The sequence below is a fragment of the Microlunatus capsulatus genome (assembly GCF_017876495.1).
Classification (GTDB): Bacteria; Actinomycetota; Actinomycetes; order Propionibacteriales; family Propionibacteriaceae; genus Microlunatus; species Microlunatus capsulatus.
Genome location: NZ_JAGIOB010000001.1, coordinates 55,085 through 74,268, shown reverse-complemented (window position 1 = coordinate 74,268; position 19,184 = coordinate 55,085). Strand labels below are relative to the sequence as shown.

Annotated in this window: 8 protein-coding genes; 6 read left to right on the top strand and 2 right to left on the bottom strand. The window is 76.9% G+C overall.

Annotated features, from left to right (window positions below; translation table 11 throughout):
• Positions 1-4 precede the first annotated feature (4 nt).
• The gene (locus JOF54_RS00345; protein ID WP_307803683.1) at positions 5-1,339 is read right to left on the bottom strand and encodes an MFS transporter; all 1,335 of its coding nucleotides are present in this window, start codon (positions 1,337-1,339) and stop codon (positions 5-7) included.
• Positions 1,340-1,432: 93 nt separating this feature from the next.
• On the opposite strand from JOF54_RS00345, the gene JOF54_RS00340 reads away from it, so the two are divergent.
• The 5 genes from JOF54_RS00340 (at position 1,433) to JOF54_RS00320 (ending at position 6,606) form a co-directional block, all read left to right on the top strand.
• Entirely contained in the window at positions 1,433-2,464 is a 1,032-nt protein-coding gene (locus JOF54_RS00340; protein WP_210051919.1) for a LacI family DNA-binding transcriptional regulator, read from the top strand.
• A gap of 133 nt (positions 2,465-2,597) precedes the next feature.
• On the top strand, positions 2,598-3,356 hold the full coding sequence (locus JOF54_RS00335; RefSeq protein ID WP_210051917.1) for an SDR family oxidoreductase: 759 nt from the start codon (positions 2,598-2,600) through the stop codon (positions 3,354-3,356).
• 27 nt (positions 3,357-3,383) lie between these two features.
• Positions 3,384-4,763 carry a glycerophosphodiester phosphodiesterase gene (locus JOF54_RS00330; RefSeq protein WP_210051915.1) on the top strand — a complete coding sequence of 460 codons (1,380 nt, stop codon included), beginning with the start codon at positions 3,384-3,386 and terminating at the stop codon, positions 4,761-4,763.
• Between the two features lie 44 nt (positions 4,764-4,807).
• Positions 4,808-5,398, top strand: a complete 591-nt coding sequence (locus tag JOF54_RS21685) for a TetR/AcrR family transcriptional regulator (RefSeq protein ID WP_210051913.1) — start codon at positions 4,808-4,810, stop codon at positions 5,396-5,398.
• Positions 5,395-6,606 carry an SGNH/GDSL hydrolase family protein gene (locus JOF54_RS00320; RefSeq protein ID WP_245357908.1) on the top strand — a complete coding sequence of 404 codons (1,212 nt, stop codon included), beginning with the start codon at positions 5,395-5,397 and terminating at the stop codon, positions 6,604-6,606. Before JOF54_RS21685 ends, JOF54_RS00320 begins: the two co-directional genes overlap by 4 nt.
• A gap of 626 nt (positions 6,607-7,232) precedes the next feature.
• Here JOF54_RS00320 and JOF54_RS00315 read toward each other — a convergent pair.
• On the bottom strand, positions 7,233-17,759 hold the full coding sequence (locus JOF54_RS00315; RefSeq protein ID WP_210051911.1) for an SdrD B-like domain-containing protein: 10,527 nt from the start codon (positions 17,757-17,759) through the stop codon (positions 7,233-7,235).
• A gap of 361 nt (positions 17,760-18,120) precedes the next feature.
• On the opposite strand from JOF54_RS00315, the gene JOF54_RS00310 reads away from it, so the two are divergent.
• Complete coding sequence (locus JOF54_RS00310) at positions 18,121-19,182, top strand: CHASE3 domain-containing protein (protein ID WP_210051909.1); 1,062 nt, start codon at positions 18,121-18,123, stop codon at positions 19,180-19,182.
• The last annotated feature ends 2 nt before the right edge of the window (positions 19,183-19,184 follow it).

Genomic DNA, 19,184 nt, shown 5'->3' with positions numbered 1-19,184 from the left:
CAGGTCACTTCACCTTCTTGATCGGGAGGACGACGACGGCGCCGATCAGCCCCGCGACGCCCGCAGCGTAGAGCAGCAGGTCGTAGTTCTGGTTGGTGGCGCTGCCGACGGCGAGCAGCGCGGCGCCGACCAGCGGGGCCACGGTCTGCGGCAGGGCGTTGGCCATGTTGAAGACGCCGAGGTCCTTGCCGGAGTCGTCGGGGTTGGGCAGGACGTCGACGACCAGCGCCAGGTCGACGCCGACGTAGATGCCGTAGGCGATGCCCAGCAGGGCCTCGACGACGTAGAAGCCGGCCACCGAGTCGACGTGGGCGAGCAGCACGATGCCGACGGCGAAGAGCAGCGTCGAGCCGGCGACGAGGAACTTCCGGCGCCCGGTCCGGTCGGAGATCTTGCCGGCGACCCAGCCCGACGCCACCAGGGCGATCGTGTAGATGAGCACGCCGAGGGTGACGGCGGCCGGCGCGTCGGCCTCGGCCAGGCCCAGCTCGTCGCGCAGGTAGAACAGCCGGAAGGTGGTGAACATGAAGGTGGCCAGGGTGATGAGGAACCGGGACCACCAGGCCAGCGCGAAGTCGGGGTGCTTGAGCGGGTTGAGCCAGAAGGTCGTGACCCACTCCCCCGCCGTCATCTTCGGGGGCCGGGTGGTGAGGCGCTGGTCGGGCAGGATGACCGCGAACAGCACCATCGCGCCGATGGCGAACAGCGAGGGCACCACGAACAGGATGACCAGGCGGTCCTGGAACAGCTGGGCGAGGTAGGTGCCGCCGAGGATGCCGATGTTCTGGGCGATGCCGATGAGGGCGGCGACGCTGCCCCGCTGGAACTTGGGCACCTGGTCGGCGATGGTGGCGATGAACGGGGCCAGCGTGGCGTTGGCGCCCAGCTGGGCGAGGCACCAGCCGGCGGTGACGACCGGGACGGTCTGGCCGAGGGCCATCACCACGAAGGCGACCGTCATCACGACGGTGCCGCCCACGATCCAGGGCCGCCGACGGCCGAAGCGCGAGCGGGTGCGGTCGGAAAGCCGGCCGAACAGGACGTTGCCGATCACCGCGAACGCGGCGCCGAAGCCGGCGATGATGCCGATCGCGGAGGTCTGCTCCGCCAGCGGGACGACCGACTGGACCTTGAGCCCGATGCCGATCGTGGCCGGGCCCAGCAGGGCGATGAAGAAGACGAGCTGGGCGAGGACCAGGCCGCCGACGAACTTGGGCCCGACCTCCTTGGTCGGCTCGGCGAACCAGTGGTGCTCGCGCTGGTCCTCCACGGCCAGGGCCGTCTCGGCCTCGCCGGTGGGCGGCACGTCGTCGTACGGACTCCCGAAGGGGTTGCTCACAGCTGCTCCTCTGCTTCGCCGGCGTCGCTGCTGAATCGCGCCAGTTACACGCGCAAGTTGCGCGTGTCAGTACCGTAGGGCATCGTGTCGGCCATGGCAACGGACGCCCCGCAGGCCCCCTCGGCCGGACCGCGCGCAGCACGCCCGCGCCGTCCCACCGGGGCCGACGTCGCCCGCCTGGCCGGGCTCTCCCGGGCCACGGTCAGCTACGTGCTGAACAACACACCGCACCAGGCCATCCCCGAGCCGACGCGGCAGCGCGTCCTGGCCGCCGCGGCCGAGCTGGGCTACACACCGTCCGCCGCCGGCCGCGCCCTGCGCAGCGGGCACTCCGAGGTGGTCCTGCTGCTGCTGCCGGACTGGCCGATCGGCCCCAGCGTCGGGCACCTCATCGAGGACCTGTCGACGGCCCTGGCCGCCGAGGGCCTCACCTTCGTCACGCACCCGCTCTCGGCCGGCCGGCCGGTGTCGGAGGTCTGGAAGGCGCTCACCCCGGCCGCCGTCGTCAGCTTCGGCGAGCTCGACGAGGCCGAGGCCCGCCGGCTGGAGGGCGCCGGCATCGAGCTGGCCGTCGCGCTGTTCGGCGACCGCGGCGAGGACCGGGCGATGAACCTCCCCGAGCAGCGCGCCGGTCGCCTGCAGGCCGAGCACCTGGCGGTCGCCGGCCACCGGCGGCTCGGCTACGCCTGGCCCGACGACCCCCGCCTGGTCGGCTTCGCCACCCCGCGCCTGGAGGGCGTCCGGCACACCTGCGCCGACCTCGGCCTCGACCAGCCTGTCGTCCGCACCGTGCCCGTCGAGCCGGAGGGCGCCGCCGCCGCGGTCCGCCTCTGGGCCGACGCCGGCGTCACCGGGATCTGCGCCTACAACGACGAGGTGGCCCTCGCCCTCCTCGCCGGGGCCCGCCGGGCGGGGCTCGAGGTCCCGGCCGACCTCGCCGTCGTGGGCGTCGACAACATCCCCGCCGCCGCGGTCGCCGTCCCGGCGCTCACCACCGTCGAGCGCGACACCGGCGCCGTAGCCGGCTACATCGCCGAGACGATCACCCGCCGGCTCGACGGGCGGCCCGCCCCCGTGCGCCCCGGCTCGGACATCCACACCGTCGTGCGGCGCGAGAGCGCCTGAGCACGAGAGCACCGCAGCTCCTTCGCTCCCGAGCCCGCGGTCGAGGAGGAGGCTGTCCCGGCCGGGGGCCGCGAGAAGGGCTCCGGACCTCCTTCTCGACGGGTCCCCGACGAGCGTGCGGTTGGATGGGCGGGTGGGTGCAGCGCTGGTGACCGGGGTCGGACGTCGTCGCGGGATCGGGGCGGGCCTCGTCCGCGGCCTGGCCGAGGACGGCTGGGACCTCGCCCTGACCTGGTGGTCGGCCTACGACCGCCGGCTGGGGCTGGCGGGTGCGCCCGAGGACCCGGAGCTGCTCGCCGAGGAGCTCCGCGCCGGCGGCACCCGCGTCGTCCTGCTGGAGGCCGACCTGGAGGACCCCGACGCCGCCGCCGGTCTCGTGGGCACGGCCGCCGCGCTCGTGGGCCCCCTCGACGCCCTGGTCATGTCGCACTGCGAGAGCGTCGCGTCCGGGGTCCTCGACACCACCGTCGAGAGCTTCGACCGGCACTACGCCGTCAACGTCCGCGCGCCCTGGCTGCTGCTGGCCGCCTTCGCCCGCCAGCTCGGCCCCGACGGCGGCACGGCGATCGCCCTCACCGGCGACCACACCGTCGGCAACCTGCCCTACGGCGCGACGAAGGGCGCCCTCGACCGCCTGGTGCTGGCCGCGGCCCACGAGCTGGGCGACCGCGGCCTGCGGACCAACGTCGTCAACCCCGGTCCGGTCGACACCGGCTGGATGGACGACGCCGTCCGCGCCTCCGGCCTGGCCGAGCAGCCGACCGGCCGGCTCGGCACCCCCGCCGACACCGCCGACCTCGTCCGGTTCCTGCTCTCCCCGCGCGGGGCGTGGGTCAACGGCCAGCGGCTCTTCAGCAACGGCGGCTACCCGCGGGGTCGGCTCCCGGTCTGAGGGGCTCGCGTCTGCTACCCATGGGGCATGGACGCGCCCGCAGCACCGGCTCGGACGACCCGCGTCGCCGACCTCGTGTTCCCGCTGACCATCTCCCACCGCGGCGGCCCGGACATCTACCCCGAGAACAGCTGGGAGGCCAAGGAGGGCTCGGTCGCGTCCGGCTTCGTGCCCGAGTTCGACCTGCAGCTGCTGGCCGACGGCCGGACCCTGGTCTCGTGCCACGACGCCACCGTCGACCGCACGATGACGGGGATCGGCAGCGGTCACGTCAGCACGAAGTCGGTCGCGGAGTGGACGACGGCCCGCATCCGGCCGGCGATCCCCGGGGGTCGCGAGGGCCGGCCGATCCTGTGGGACGAGGTCCTGGACCGGTGGGGCGGGCGGGTCGTGCTGGTGCCCGAGCTCAAGGACCCGGCGGGCGCCACCGCCTTCGTCGACGGCATCGTCCGCCGCGGGCTCGAGGCGTCCGTGCTGGCGCAGACCTTCGACTGGACGATCGCGCAGCAGGTCGCGGCCGCCGGGATCGCGACGATGTTCCTCTCCCACCGGTCTCCCGCGCAGCCGGCCGAGGCGCTGACGGGCGCCGGGATCGGGTTCGTCGGCGCCGACCTGGCCGGCTGGACGACGGCGGAGGTGCGCGCGCTGCAGGCCGCCGGGCTGCGGGTCGTCGGCTTCACCGTGGGCACGACGGCCGAGGCGACGACGCCGCTTGCCCTGGCCTGCGACGGGCTGTTCTCCGACGACGCCTGGCTCACCACCCACGCCGTCCCCGTCCAGTCCGGCGACCCCTTCGGCGACGGTGTCCGGCCCTTCGGGATGGGCGCGCCCTACCGCTCCCCCGGCGTCGAGGTGCTGGACCCGCCCATCCGGCTGGCCGGCCGCGGGCTGGGCTGGAGCCAGCCGACCGGCGTCCCGACCTACGCCCGCGCGCCGTGGGCGGGCGTCGTCGAGCGTCCCGTGCGGGTCGCGCTGCGGGTGCACTTCGGGCCGTCGGAAGACCAGGCCGACGACGCGGGCTTCGTGCTGCTGCGCGACGCGATGGAGCGCCGCTTCGTCGAGGGCCCGGCGGAGGGTCAGGACGCGCTGCTGGTCGTCGTCGCCCGCGACGGGCGGCTGGAGGCCCGCCGTTACGTCGACGGGGCCACCGGCGTCGTGCTGGGGGTCCCGGTGACGTCGCCGGTGCCGCTGGTCGCGCCGGGGGCCGAGGGCGTCGTCGAGCTCTCGGCGGTGCTGACGACGACCACGGTCCGCCTGCACGCCCAGGGCGCCGGCGCGGCCGTCGACGCCGTCCTGGACGACGCCTGGTCCCCCGGTCCCGCCGGGCTGGTGCTGCGCTGGCCGGGGACGCGCGCGCCCGGGTTCCCGGGGTTCCTGTCCGACGTCAGCGTGGTGCGGCTCGCCTGAGACTACGGGCCGTCGGCGCAAACTACATGTGTTAGTTTTGGCGGGTGCCCCGCGCCCACCTCTCCCGGGCCGCCGTCGTCGCGGCGGCCGCCGACCTCGCCGACGAGTCGGGCTTCGAGCAGGTGACGCTGTCGGCGGTCGCCCGCCGGCTGCACGTCCAGGCCGCGAGCCTCTACAACCACGTCCGGGACCGCGCCGAGCTGCTGGCCGACGTGCACGCCCTGGCCCTCGACGAGCTGGCCGACCGGATCGCGGCCGCGGTGGCCGGGCGCTCGGAGCGGGACGCGCTCGTCGGGCTGGCCGAGGCCCAGCGCGACTTCGCCCGCACTTGCCCCGGCCGCTGGGCCGCGCTGCAGCAGCCGGCCGCACCCTCGACGGCCGGCTCGCCCGGCGCGGTCCGCGTCGCGACCCTCACCACCGCCGTGCTGCGCGGCTACGGGCTCCCCGACGACGAGCTCGTGCACGTCACCCGGTTCCTCGGGGCGACCGTCAACGGCTTCCTCGCCCTCGAGCGGTCGGGCGCCTTCGCCCACCGCCCGCCCGCGACCGACGTCTCCTGGGCGCGGGCCCTCACCGCGCTCGACACCCTGGTCCGCCACTGGCCCACCACCCCCGACGCAGGAGCACCCCGATGAGCGCCCTCCCTTCTCCGACCGCCGCCTCGACCCCCGACCGGATGGCCCCGGTGCCGCTGACCCCCGCGCTGGTCCGTGGCGTCGCCGAGCTGCAGCCGACGCAGCGGGGCCTGCGGCCGCACCGGCTGCCCCGCTGGGTCCGCGACCGCTACCCCGACGGCCAGCTGCTGGCGGTGGAGGGGCAGCCGGCCGGCGCCCGGATCGCCTTCCGCACCACCGCCACCGCCGTCGACCTCGTCACCCACCCCACCCGGGTCGCCTACCGCGGTGCGGAGCGCCCCCGCGGCGCCCTCGACGTCCTCGTCGACGACGTCCTGGTCACCCGCGACGTGCTGGGCCAGGGCGACGTCGTCGAGGTCGACCTCGCGACGGGGGCGACGACCGCCCACGCCGGGCCGCCGCACACCACGCGGCTGCGGGGGCTGGCCGAGGGGCTCAAGCGGGTCGAGATCTGGCTCCCGCACAACGAGGCGCTGGACCTCGTCGAGCTCCGCGCCGACGCCCCCGTCGCGGAGGAGCGGGCGCGCGGCCCGCGCTGGGTGCACCACGGGTCCTCGATCAGCCACGGGTCGAACGCCGCGACGCCGACCGGCACCTGGCCCGTCGTCGCCGCCCGGACCGCGGGCGCCGACCTGGTCAACCTCGGCCTGGGCGGCAGCGCGCTGGTCGACCCGTTCCTGGCCCAGGTCATCCGCGACACCGAGGCCGACGTCATCAGCGTCAAGCTGGGCATCAACGTCGTCAACCTCGACGCGATGGTCCTGCGGGCGTTCGTGCCCGCCGTCCACGGCTTCCTCGACACCATCCGCGACGGCCACCCCGACACGCCGCTGCTGCTCGTCTCCCCGCTGTTCTGCGGCATCCACGAGACGACGCCCGGACCCTGCGCGGTCGACCCGGCGACGCTGGGGACCGACCAGGTGCGCTTCACCGCGACCGGCGACCCCGCCGCCGTCGCCCGCGGCGCCCTCACCCTCGAGGTGGTCCGCCGGGAGCTGCGCTCGCTCGTCGAGCGCCGGTCCGACGACCCGCACCTGCACCACCTCGACGGCACGGCCCTCTACGGGCCCGACGACGCCGTCGAGCTGCCGCTGCCCGACGGCCTGCACCCCGGCCCCGACGCCCACCGCCGGATCGGCGAGCGCTTCGCCGCCCAGGTCTTCGGCCACGGCGGCCCCTTCGCCGGCCGGGCGCGCGGCGAGGTCTGACCCGGCGGCGGGAACTGCGGGGAGACGGCAGCCCGGACGGACCCGGAGGTGCCGTCTGCCCGCAGTTGCGCTCCCGGGGCCGGGCCGGCAGCGAGTGCTGAAAAGGGGCGGGAACCCGGCCTCGGGCGGTGCACCCGTTCAGCACTCGTCCGGGCTGAAGCCCTCCGCGCGCAACTGCGGGGAGACAGCAGGTGCACTCTCTCAGCTCTCGCCCGGGCTGAAACTCTCCGCCCGCAACTGCGGGGAGACAGCAGGCCGGGCGTGCGCGCAGGTGCCGTCCGCCCGCAGTTGCGCTCCAGGACCCGCGCCGGCAGCGAGTGCTGAGAAGGCGCAGGGGTCGGGCTCCTGGCGGTGAACCCCTTCAGCACTCGCCCGGACCGAAGCTCTCCGGCCGCAACTGCGGGGAGACGGCAGCCCGGACCGCCCCGGAGGTGCCGTCCGCCCGCAGTTGCGCTTCCGGGGCCCGCGCCGGCAGCGAGTGCTGAGAAGGGGCAGGGATCGGGCCCCGGGCGGTGCACCCTTTCAGCACTCGCCCGGGCTGAAGCTCTCCGCCCTAACAGCGGGGAGACGGCAGCCCGGACCTGGTCCGGACCCGTCGTCTCCCCGCTGTTCCGCTCCGCGGCGGCTCAGCCCGCGTCGCCCCCGCTCCGCCGACGGCGCCAGCCCAGCAGGAGGGCGCCGGCGGCGGTGAGCAGCAGGCCGCCGAGGGCGATGCCGTTGCCCTCGAAGCCGGTCCGGCCCAGCCCGCCGGGACGGTCGTCGTCACCGCCGGCGGAGACGCCGGACCCGGTCGAGGGGTCCGACCCGCCCGGCTGCGGCACCGGCACCGGCTCGGGCTCCGGCGGCACCACGACGAAGTCGACGTCGTCACGGACCTGGCCGGCGGTGAGCTCCACCGCGGTGACCAGCGGGTCGCCGCCGTCGAGGTCCGCGGAGGCGCTCAACGGCCGGGGGATCCCGGCGCCGTCGAGCACCACCTGGTAGCGCCCGCCCGGCAGCCCCGCGACCCGGTAGCGGCCGTCGTCGTCGGTGGTGGTCGGGAAGACGAGGTCGTCGTCCCCGCCGAGGACGCCGTCCGCGCCGAGCCAGGTCACCGTCACGGCCAGGCCGGGCAGGCCCGGCTCACCGGCGTCGCGGCGGCCGTCGCGGTCCTGGTCGACCCAGACCTCGTCGCCGAGCGTCGCCGAGCCGCGCAGTCCGTCGTCGAGGTCGAGCCGCTCCTGCGTCGGGCCGAGGTCGCCGGTCCAGACGCCGTCGGGGTCCTCGGTGCCGTCGTCGCGGTCGAAGACCACCGCCACCCCCGGCGGCAGCGCCGCCGGCGGGACGAGCACCTGGTAGCGGCCGGGCGGCAGCCCGTCGAGCCGCCAGCGGCCGTCGGTGCCGGTCCGGGTGGCCAGGGCCACGTCGTCACCGGTGCCGAGGACGCCGTCGGGACCGGCCCAGACCACCTCGACCGGGACCCCGGGCGTCACCGGCTCGGCCGGCTCGTCGCGGGTGCCGTCGGCGTCCAGGTCGAACCAGAGCAGGCCGCCCAGGGCGCCCGAGCCGCCGTAGCCGAAGTCGGCGCTCAGGTGCGGCTCGTCGTCGAGGGTGACGAAGGTGCGGCCGTCGGCCTCGGCGTCCTCGTCCGCGGTCGGGGCGTAGCCGTCCGGCACGCCGCCGGCCACCTCCACCCGGTGCTCGCCGAGCGGCAGCCCGCCGACCGCGTAGCGGCCGTCTCCGTCGGTGACGGTCTCGACCACGACGTCGTCCCCGCCGTCCGGGGCGCCGTCGGCCCCGAGCGAGGTCACCCGGACGAGGACGCCGGGCAGGCCGGGCTCGCCGTCGTCCTGCACCCCGTCGCGGTCGACGTCCACCCAGACCCGGTCGCCGAGCCGGCCCGGCCCGACGTAGCCGAAGTCCTGGGCGTCGTCCACCTCGCCGCGGACCAGCCGGACCACGCTGACGCCGGGCGTGTCCAGCCCGTCGGCGTCGGCGGTGGGCGTGACGCCCGCGGGCAGCCCGTCGCCGAGCGCCACCCGGGTCGGTCCGCCGGGCAGGCCGGTGACCCGCCAGGCGCCGGTCGGACCGGTGGTGGTCGTGCGCTCCACGTCGTCCTCGGTGCCCAGCTCGCCGTCGGCCCCCGCCGCGGTCACGGTGACCCGCACCCCGGGCAGGCCGGGCTCGCCCGCATCCTGCTCGCCGTCGGCGTCCAGGTCCAGCCAGACGCGGTCGCCGACGCCGGTGGCCGCCAGCACGCCGAAGTCGGCGGTCAGGTGCTCCTCGCCGGGCGCCAGCACCACCACGGTGACGCCGTCCGGCTCGTCGGTGCCGCTGTCCTCGTCCGACGTCGGCGTCAGCGCCTCCGGGACGGCCAGCAGCCGGACGTCCAGCCGTCCGGCGGGCAGCCCCGCCACGGCCCAGGCGCCGTCCCGACCGGTCCGCACCGTGACGACCAGGTCGTCGCCGGTGCCCAGCACGTCGTCCTGGCCGGACCAGGTGACCTGCACGGTGACCCCGGGGACGCCGGGCTCGTCGACGGGGGCGCGGACGCCGTCGTCGTCGGTGTCCAGCCAGACCAGGTCGCCGACCCGGCCGGTGCCGCGGAGCCCGAAGTCGAGGTCGAGAGCGTCACCGGTCAGGACGAGGGCGACCTCGCCGTCGACGGCGCCCGGCCGCGGGTCGGCCACCGGCACGGTGCCGGCCGGGTAGGTCGCCGGGTCCAGGGCGACCCGGTAGGACCCCGCCGGCAGGCCGTCGACCCGCCAGGAGCCGTCGGCGTCGGTCACCGCGCGGCGCACGACGTCGTCGTCCCCGCCCGGCTCGCCGTCCGGTCCCCGCCAGACCACGTCCACCGCGATCCCGCCCAGCGGGGGCTCGTCGGCGTCCTGGGTGCCGTCGCCGTCGTGGTCCAGCCACACCCGGTCGCCGACCGACGCGGTGCCGCGCAGCCCGAAGTCCTGGGCGAGGTCGACGGCGCCGGGGGCCAGCGTGACGCGGGCCCGGCCGTCGGCCTCGTCCCCGCGGTCCCCGTCGGGATCGGCGACCGGCCGGGTGCGCGACGGCAGGGTGTCGGGGTCGAGGACCAGCCGGTGCTCCCCGGCCGGCAGGCCGGTCAGCCGCCAGCGGCCGTCCGGCCCGGTGACCGCGCTCAGCACGAGGTCGTCCGCGGTGCCCGGCTCGCCGTCCGTGCCCGGCCAGCGGAGCTCGACGGTCACGCCGGGCAGCCCGGGCTCGCCGGGTCCGGCGACGCCGTCCGCGTCATCGTCCAGCCAGACGAGGTCGCCCAGCGTCCCCGTGCCGGCCAGGCCGAAGTCCACGCCGAGGTCCGTGCCGCCGGCGGCCAGCAGGGTCACGAGCACGCCGTCGGCGGCGCCGTCCCGCTCGGCGGCGGGCACGGTGCCGGCCGGCAGCGTGCCGAAGTCCAGGGCCACCCGGACCGGCCCGGCCGGCAGGCCGGTGACCGACCAGCGGCCGTCGGCCCCGGTGGTGGTGCGGTAGGCCACGTCGTCGGCGGTGCCGAGCTCGCCGTCCGGGCCGGCCCAGGTGACGTCGACGGCCACCCCGCCCAGCGGCGGCTCGCCGTCGTCCCGGGTGCCGTCGACGTCGCGGTCCAGCCAGACGAGGTCGCCGACCGTGCCGGTGCCCCGCAGCCCGAAGTCCAGCGAGCGGTCGTCCTGGCCCGCGGTCAGCGAGCCGGCGGCCGCGCCGTCGGCGTCCTCGCCGCGCTGGCCGTCCGGGTCCGAGGCGGGGGCGGTGCCGGCGGGCCGGCCGGCCGGGTCCAGCACGACCCGGAACGGCCCGGCGGGCAGCCCGGTGACGCGCCAGCGGCCGTCGGGGGCGGTGAGGACGCGCTGGGCGACGTCGTCGCCCCCGCCGGGCTCCCCGTCCTGGCCGAGCCAGCTCACGACGACGGCGACGCCGGGCAGCGGCGGCTCGTCGTCGTCCACGGCGCCGTCGGCGTCGCGGTCCAGCCAGACCAGGTCGCCGACGCTGCCCGTGCCGGCCAGGCCGAGGTCGACGTCGTCGCGCTGCTGCCCGGGCGCGAGGGCCACGACGGCGGCGCCGTCGGCGTCGGGCCCCCGCTGGCCGTCGGGGTCGGAGGCGGGCACGACGCCCGCCGGCAGCGTCTCCGGGTCCAGCCGGACGCGGTGGTCGCCGGCCGGCAGACCCGCCACCCGCCAAGCCCCGGTGGCCGAGGTGGTGGTGGAGACGCGGAGGTCGTCGTCGGTGTCGAGGACGCCGTCGCGCCCGGGCCAGGTGACCTCGACCGCGACCCCGGACAGGCCCGGCTCCGCCTCGCCCCGGGTGCCGTCGGCGTCCCGGTCCAGCCACACGAGGTCGCCCAGCGACCCCGTGCCGCGCAGGCCGAAGTCGAGGGAGAGGTCCGAGGCGCCGGCGGCCAGCTGACCGGTCGCGGTGCCGTCGACGTCGCCCTCGGGGTCGGCGACGACCGCCGTCCCCGGCGGGAAGGTCGACGCGTCGAGCCGGACGACGAAGGGCCCGGCGACCAGGCCGGTCACCCGCCAGCGGCCCGAGGCGTCGGTGGTGGCGCGGTAGCGGACGTCGTCGGGGGTGCCGAGGACGCCGTCGGGACCCGACCAGTCGACGTCGACGCCCACGCCGGCCAGCGCCGGCTCGTCGCCGTCCACGGTCCCGTCGCCGTCGTGGTCGAGCCAGACCAGGTCGCCGAGGGTGCCGGTGCCGTTCAGCCCGAAGTCCAGCGTCCGGTCGTCCTCGCCCGGGTCGAGCGCGGTCGAGGCACGGCCGTCGGCCTCGTCCGCCGGGTCCTGCCCCGGGTCGGTGACGGGACGGGTGCCCGCGGGAAGGGTTCGCGGGTCCAGGACCAGCGCGAGCTGCCCGGCGGGCAGCCCCGGGACGGTCCAGGCGCCGTCGGCTCCCGTGGTCACGGTGACGACGAGGTCGTCGTCGGTGCCGGCCCGGGCGTCGCTGCCCGGCCAGCGGACGGTGACGGCGACGCCGGGCAGGCCCGGCTCGTCGGCGTCTTGCACGCCGTCGGCGTCGCGGTCCAGCCAGACGCGGTCGCCGACCGTGCCGGTGCCCCGCAGCCCGAAGTCCAGCGAGCGGTCGCTCGCCCCGGCGGCGAGGGTCGTGAGCAGCACGCCGTCGGCCGCGACGCCGTCGACGGCGTCGGGCTCGGAGCCGAGGGCGGTGCCCAGCGGCAGGGTCTGCAGGTCCAGGGCCACCCGCAGCGGCCCGGCCGGCAGCCCGGCCACCGACCAGCGGCCGTCAGCCCCGGTGGTGGTGCGGAAGGGCACGTCGTCGGCGGTGCCGAGGGCGCCGTCGGGACCGGCCCAGACGACGTCGACGGCCACCGCGGCCAGCGGCGGCTCGTCGGCGTCCCGGGTGCCGTCGAGGTCGCGGTCCAGCCAGATGAGGTCCCCCACGTCGCCGGTGCCTCGGAGGCCGAAGTCGACGCCGAGGTCGGACTGCCCGGCGCCCAGCCGGCCGGTGGCCACGCCGTCGGCGTCGGACCCGCGGGCGCCGTCGGGGTCGGAGGCGGCGACCAGGCCGGCCGGCACGGTCGCCGGGTCCAGCGCGGCCCGGTGGGCCCCGGCCGGCAGCCCGGTCACCGACCAGGTGCCGTCGGCGGCGGTGACCGCCCGGTAGCCGACGTCGTCGCCCCCACCGCGGACGCCGTCCTGGCCCAGCCAGAGGACGTCGACGGCCACCCCGGCCAGCGGGGTCTCACCGGCGTCGAGGGTGCCGTCGGCGTCGCGGTCCAGCCAGACGAGGTCGCCGAGCGCGCCGGTGCCGTCGAGGCCGAAGTCGAGCCCGTCCTGCACCTGGCCGGCGGCCAGGGTCGTGGTGGCCGCTCCGTCGGCGGCGGCGCCGCGCTGCCCGTCGGGGTCGCTGACCGGGGCGGTGCCCGGCGGCAGGGTGCTGCGGTCCAGCCGGACCCGGTGCTCACCGGCCGGCAGCGCGCCGATCCGCCAGCGGCCCGACGCGTCGGTCGTGCTGTCCACCAGCAGGTCGTCGGCGGTCCCGTAGCGCCCGTCGGTCCCGGGCCAGGTCAGCTCGACGCGGACCCCGGCCAGCGGCGGCTCCCCCGCTCCGGGGACGCCGTCGCCGTCGCGGTCCAGCCAGACGAGGTCGCCGACGGACCCGGTGCCGCGCAGGCCGAAGTCGAGGCCGAGGTCGGACGCGCCCGCGGCGAGGGTGCCGGCGGCCGTGCCGTCGGCGGCGGTGCCGCGCTGGCCGTCGGGGTCGGAGGCCGGCTCGGTGCCGGTGGGCAGGCTCGCCCGGTCCAGCGCGACGACGAGGCCGCCGGCGGGCAGCGCCCGCACCTCCCAGCGGCCGGCCGCGTCGGTGACGGCGAGGTGGACGACGTCGTCGGCCGTGCCCGCGGTGCGGTCGGGGCCGGCCCAGGTGACGGCCACCCGGACGCCGGCCAGCGGGGGCTCCTCGGCGTCGCGGACGCCGTCGGCGTCGCGGTCCAGCCAGACGAGGTCGCCCACCCGGCCGGTGCCGGTGACGCCGAAGTCGACGTCGGTGCGGACCTGGTTCTCGGCCAGGGTGAGCAGGGTGCTGAACGGGGTGGTGGTGCCGTCGAGGTCGTAGCTGGCCGCCGAGCCCGCGGGCAGGTCGGCGGCGGCGACGCGGACGCGGTAGCGGCCGCCCGGCAGCTGGTCGAGGGACCAGGCGCCGTCGTCACCGGTGGTGGCGGTGCGGGTCTCGTCGTCCCCGCCGCCCACGACGCCGTCCGGGCCCAGGTAGGTGACCTCGACCGGCACGCCGGTCAGGCCGCGCTCGCCGGCGTCCTGCCGGCCGTTGCCGTCGGTGTCGAACCAGACGCGGTTCCCCAGGCCGGCGAGGTCGACCTCGACGTCGACCCGGTCGGCGGTCACGTCGTCGTAGGCCCGCCGCGGCCCGACGGCCGCGGTCGAGGCGGACGCGTAGGTGGCGTCGGCGGTGTTGGGCAGCTCGGGCCCGGCGACGACCTCGTCAGCGGCGGTCAGCGGCGGCACCACGAGGGTGTAGGTGAGGGTCAGCGACGCCCCGGCGACCAGGGTGGGCACGGCGAAGGCGAGGGTGCCGTCGGAGGGGTCGGCGTCGGTGACGGTCCAGCCGGCGCCGTCGGCGACGGTCCCGGCCCGCAGCCGCCGGTCGACGGCGTCGGCGACCACGACGTCGTGCGCGGTGGAGGTCCCGGTGTTCTGGACCCGCACGCTGTAGCCGAGGGTCTGCCCGGGCCGGGCGCGGCGGACGTCGTCCACCCCGCCGGCGACGGTCTTGTCCAGCACCAGCCGCGGCTCCGTGACAGTCATGTTCACGGCGGTGCTGGGCGTCCGGCCGTCGAACGCGGCGTCGGCCGGCAGGGTGGTCGGGGTGCCGGCGATCTTGTCGGTGCCGTTGTTGTCGACCTGGGCCGCGTTGGTCAGCACGGCGCCGTCCCGGGCGGCGGCGACGTCGGCCACCACCGCGCGGTAGACGACGGTGAGCTGGCGGGGCACGGTGCCGGGGGCGAGGTCGCCGACGAACCAGCCGAGCCGCTGCCCGGCCGGGGGCAGGGTGGTGACGGTGGCGGTGCAGTCGACGGGTGCGGTGCAGCTGGCCGCCACGGTGTCGAGGTAGCGCAGCCCGGCGGGCAGGGTGTCGAGGACCGTGGCGTCGAAGGTCTGCACGTCGGGGGCGACGGTGGCCACCACCGTGTAGGTGACGACCTCCCCGACGGCCGCGCGCGGCCGGTCGACGGCCTTGGTCAGCCCCAGCCGCGGCCCCTGCAGCCCGACGGACGCGTCCGCCCGGTAGCGGGCGGCGTTGGTCGGCGCCGGTGCGACGCGCTCACCCGGCACGTCCCCGGCGAGCGAGGTGGTGGTGGCGGAGGCGGTGTTGGTGAAGCTGGTGGGGGCGACGACGGGGCTGTCCACCCGCACGTCGAAGTCGAGCGACGTGGTGGCGCCGGCCACCAGGGTCGGCACCGTCCAGGTCAGGGTGCGGGCGGTGGCGTCCCAGCGGCCCTGGTCGGGGCCGACGAGGGCGCCGTCGGGCACCCGGGCGCCGGCGTCGTCGACCGGCTCGACCGAGGTGGGCAGCGTGTCGACGACCTCGGTGTCGTGGGCCACCGAGGTGCCCCCGGCGTTCGAGACGCGGACGTGGTAGGTGATCCGCTCACCGGGGTTGGCGAAGTTGTCGACGTCGTCCTCGACCTTGGCCAGGTTGACGTCGGGCTCGACCACGACGACGCCCTCGGCGTCGCCCACGGTGCGGGCGGTCCCGCCGGGCGGGGTGAAGCCGAGCGTGGCGGTGTTGGTCAGGGTGCTCCCGGCCCGGACCGCGGCGGTCCCGCGGACCTGCGCGCTGTAGGTGAGCCGGAGCACCCGGTCGGCCTCGCCGGAGGCGAAGGGCGTCGGGTAGCGGACGGTGAGCCGGTTGGCCGCGTCGTCGGCGAGGACGGCGAAGCCCGGGGCCTCGGCGCCGTCGAGGGTCAGCACCGGGGCCGGGCCGGTCGTCAGCAGGTCCAGCCCGGCGGGCAGCGTGTCGACCAGCGCGGCGCCCTCGAGGGTGGTGCCGCGCGGGACCGTCGTCGTCACCGTGTACCGCACCTCCTCCCCGATGGTGGCCTGGGCCGCGCTGTTGCCGGCCTCGGCGACGGCGGTGCTGTGGTCCTTGACCACGGCGACGTCGCGGGAGGTGACGGTGGTCGCGTCGACCGCCGGGGTGGTGTTCGGGGTGAGCGTCGGGTCGACGTTGTCGGCGGGCACGTAGGTGAAGGTGCCGTCACCGCTGTTGGCCTCGACGTCGAACTGCCGCACCCCCGCCCGGTTCCGGAACGCCTCGGCCGGGCCGGTGTCGGCGGGCAGCGTGACGGTGTAGGTGAGGGTGACGCTGTCCCCGGCCGCGATCGCCGGGACGGTGCCCTGCAGCTGGTTGCCGGCGGTGCAGGTGAAGCCGGCGGGCAGGTCGCTGACGCCCGCGCAGCCGATGCGCGGCGGCAGCAGGTCGCGGACCGAGACGTCGACGACGTCCTGGTTGCCGCCGTTGGCCACGACGAGGGTGTAGGTGACCCGGTCACCGGCCTGGGCGCTGGTGCGCGAGGCGGTCTTGTCCAGGGTGAGCAGCGGGGCCGCCCAGCGGGCGGCGGCGTCGTCGCGCAGCTGGAAGACGGTGCCGTCGGTGTTGCGGAAGACGAGCTTGCCGAGATTGCCCTGGAGCTCGTCGGGGTCGGCGTCCAGGACGCTCTCGATCCGGCTGGTGAGGACGATCTCGACCCGCTGGGTCTGGTCCAGGTCCCCGGCCCCGGTCAGCGCCCAGGCCACCCGGCGGCCGTCGACGGCCGGGTCGGGCACCGGCACGTCGGAGCGGGCGCCGGCCGCCGAGGACACGTACCCGAAGCCAGCAGGCAGGAAGTCGCTGACCACCAGGCCGGTGGTGTCCAGGCCCTCGGGCGCGGCGGCGACCAGCCGCCAGCAGACGGTGTCGCCCACCCCGAAGCTGCCGGGGGCCTCGTCGTCGGCCCAGGCCAGGCCCGAGCCGTCGCCGCAGCCGGCGGCGGTCGGCGCGGCCACCTGCTTCGCGAAGCTGATCGGCCCCGCCTGCTGGCCGGCCTCGGAGGCGTCGCCGACCTCGCGGGTCGGCCCGTCGAGGTCGGTGAGGGTGGCGGCGACCTCGACGGTGTTGGCCCAGGCGTCCTGGGCGCGCACCGGGGCCGCGTCGGTGCCGTCCTCCTGGTAGGCCGAGCGGGCCCGGGTGGAGTACGTGATCGTGCGGACGTCGTCGGCCTCGGCGTCGGGCAGCTCCCAGGTCAGCGTCCAGGTGCCGTCGGCGTTCTCGACGGCATTGCTGTAGGCCGGGGACGGCGCGGGGCCGCCGGCGCACTCGGTGTCCGGGTTGGGCGCGCCGAGCGGGCACAGGCCGTCGGGCAGGGTGTCGGTGACGAGGATCCCGGTGCCCGTGCTCGTGTACTCGCTGACCTGCAGGTCGAGGGTCCAGGTGCTGACGCGGCCCTGGGCGATGGCGTCGGTGCTGACCGACTTCTGCAGGGCGAGGTCCTCCAGCGTCACCTCCTCGGCGCTGGCGGAGGTGTAGCTCTCCCCCTCGTACTCCCCGGTGACGACGGCCCGGTTGACCACCGAGCGCTCGGCGCCCTCCCGGGTCGAGGGGCCGCTGTTGTTGTCGAGGTTGCTCGCCTGGCCGCCGCCGGCCGCTCCGGGGCCACCGGCGCCGAAGAGCACGTTGGCCCGCTCCGGCACGCCCATCACGTAGGCGATCGTCCGCGCGGCCGAGGGGGCCAGGGAGGCCGAGCCGAGGGCCGCGGCCAGGCTGGCGCTGTCCCAGCGGACGACGGTGTAGATCCCGAGCGGCTGGGGCCCGGGCGGGTCGACCCGCTGGGTGTCGACCGAGGAGGGCCGCGGGCACGGGTGGCCCGGCGCCGGCGGCGCGACGTCGTCGAGGCGGCCCGAGCCCGGGTGCTCCTCGGTGCCGGCGGCCGAGTTGTCGTCGGTGCCGCAGCCGAGGAACTCCAGCTCGGCGGGCAGGTAGTCGACCAGGCTCAGCCCGCCGGAGGGGCCGACGGCGTTGTTCTGCACCCGCAGCGTCACGACCGTCTTCTGCGTGTGCACCCCGCGCGGCACCTCGTTCTCGGGGCGGCGGACGTCCTTCGTGAGCTTGAACGGGACCAGCGCCGAGGTCGCCTCCTCGGTGTCGGAGCCCGTCGAGGACGAGGCGACGGGCAGCCCGGCCGCGTCGAAGCGGGCCAGCTGGCGCGGGTTGGTGCTGGCGTAGGCGCCCGCGCTGACCGCCGTCGGCCCGATCGGCAGCACGTCGCTGTAGGCCACCTGGGCGACGACCTGGCTGGTGGTCCCGGTCACGAGGTCGGACACGTTGTCCCAGAGGACGGTGCGGACGCCGTCGGCGTCGGTCACCGTGCGGCTCGCGGCGGGCTCGGCGGAGGCCAGCGCCACCCCGGCCGGCAGGACGAGCCGGAAGGCGACGTTGTAGGCGTCGGGGCCCTGGGGGTTGCGGGCCGTGAGCACGACCGGCACCGTCGTGCCCAGCAGGATGCCGTCCGGCAGCTCCGCCGTGAGGGCGACGTCCGGGGTCCCCGCAGCCTGGGCGGTGCGCGCGGAGCCGTCGACCCAGGCGAGGACGAGCGCCAGGCTCAGGACCAGGGCGACGAGCGCGCGGGGGCGGGAGGCGGGGGCAGAGTGCACGAGGGACCCTTGGCGTTGTGACGTCGGCGCGGGACGCCCGCAGCCGACCGACCCCCGTCCGGCAGGCAGGACAGTAACGATCCGGCCACGCCCGCGCCAGCCGGCCCCCGTGCGGCTGAGACGAGAAGGTGCAGACGGCATCACGCATGAGGTAACTTCCTCCGCATCCAGTCCTCGGGGGACTTCCTGCTCCGGACGTCGGTGTCCGGTCCCGTCACGGTCCAGATCGGTCGCCCGCAGATGCCCCGTCGCCCCCGTCCTCCGCTCCCCGTCGGCACCGCCACGAGCAGGTCGGCGGACACCGGCCGCCTGCGCGGGGACGCGGTCCGCGCCGCGGGGACGCCGTGAACGGAGCGCGGCGGTGAGGAGCCTCTGGTCCCGCTCGGGCCGCGAGCTGACGCTGCGGCAGGCGATCCTCTCGAGCATGGCGCTGCTGGTGGCCATGACCGTCCTCAGCGCAGGCGTCACCACCTGGGAGCGGCTGCAGGTCGGCGACGTCCGCGCCGAGCTGCGCGAGCGGCTGCGACCGGCCCAGACGGCCGTGGCCGACCTGACCCGGGCCTACGTCGACCAGGAGTCGGGCCAGCGCGGCTACGCGCTCACCCGGCTGGACACCTTCCTGCAGCCCTACGAGCGGGGACGCGAGGAGAGCGACCGGCTGCAGCAGCAGCTGACCGGGCTGCTGGACACCGACCCGACGGCCACCGCGCTGCTGGCCTCGGCCGCCGAGGCCGGTCGCACCTGGCAGCAGGAGGTCGCCGAGCCCGAGCTGGCCGCTCGCCGGCAGGGTCCGGTGTCCACGGCCGACACCGAGGCGTTCGCGCTCCGGGGCAAGGAGCTGTTCGACGGACTGCGGCAGCGGCTGGGCGACGTCGCGTCCCGGGTGAGCCAGCTCACCCAGGACCGGCTGGCCCAGGTGGCCGCGGCGCAGCAGCGCGCCAACGTCGCCACGACCCTGGCCGCGCTGCTCGCCGTCACCGTCGGGGTGGGGACGGCGTTCGCCCTGGCGCGCCGGACCACCCGACCGCTGAGCCGGCTCGTCGACGAGCTGGCCGCGGTGGCCGCCGGGGACCGCAGCCGGCCGATCACCGTCGCCGGGCCGTCCGAGGTGCGCACGATCGCCGCCGCGGCCGAGACGATGCGCAGCGCGCTGGTGGAGAGCTCCGCGGCCCTGGCGGTGGCCGAGCGCCGGGTCGGCACCGCCGACGAGCGCGAGCGGATGGCGCGCCAGGTCGGCGACCTCACCCTGCACCGGCTCTACGGCCTGACGCTGGGGATGAGCCAGCTGAGCAGCAGCCACCCGCAGCTGGCCGCCGAGGTCCGGCCGCTGGTGGAGCAGACCGACACCATCGCCCAGGAGCTGCGCGGCATCATCTACCCGCTGCCCGAGGACGTCGAGCCCGCGGGGGGCAGCGCGTCCTGAGC

Bases quoted from the DNA above. Each gene is read 5' to 3' on its own strand.
- JOF54_RS00340 (WP_210051919.1), top strand. From the start codon at position 1,433: ATGGCAACGGACGCCCCGCAGGCCCCCTCGGCCGGACCGCGCGCAGCA.
- JOF54_RS00320 (WP_245357908.1), top strand. From the start codon at position 5,395: ATGAGCGCCCTCCCTTCTCCGACCGCCGCCTCGACCCCCGACCGGATG.
- JOF54_RS00330 (WP_210051915.1), top strand. From the start codon at position 3,384: ATGGACGCGCCCGCAGCACCGGCTCGGACGACCCGCGTCGCCGACCTC.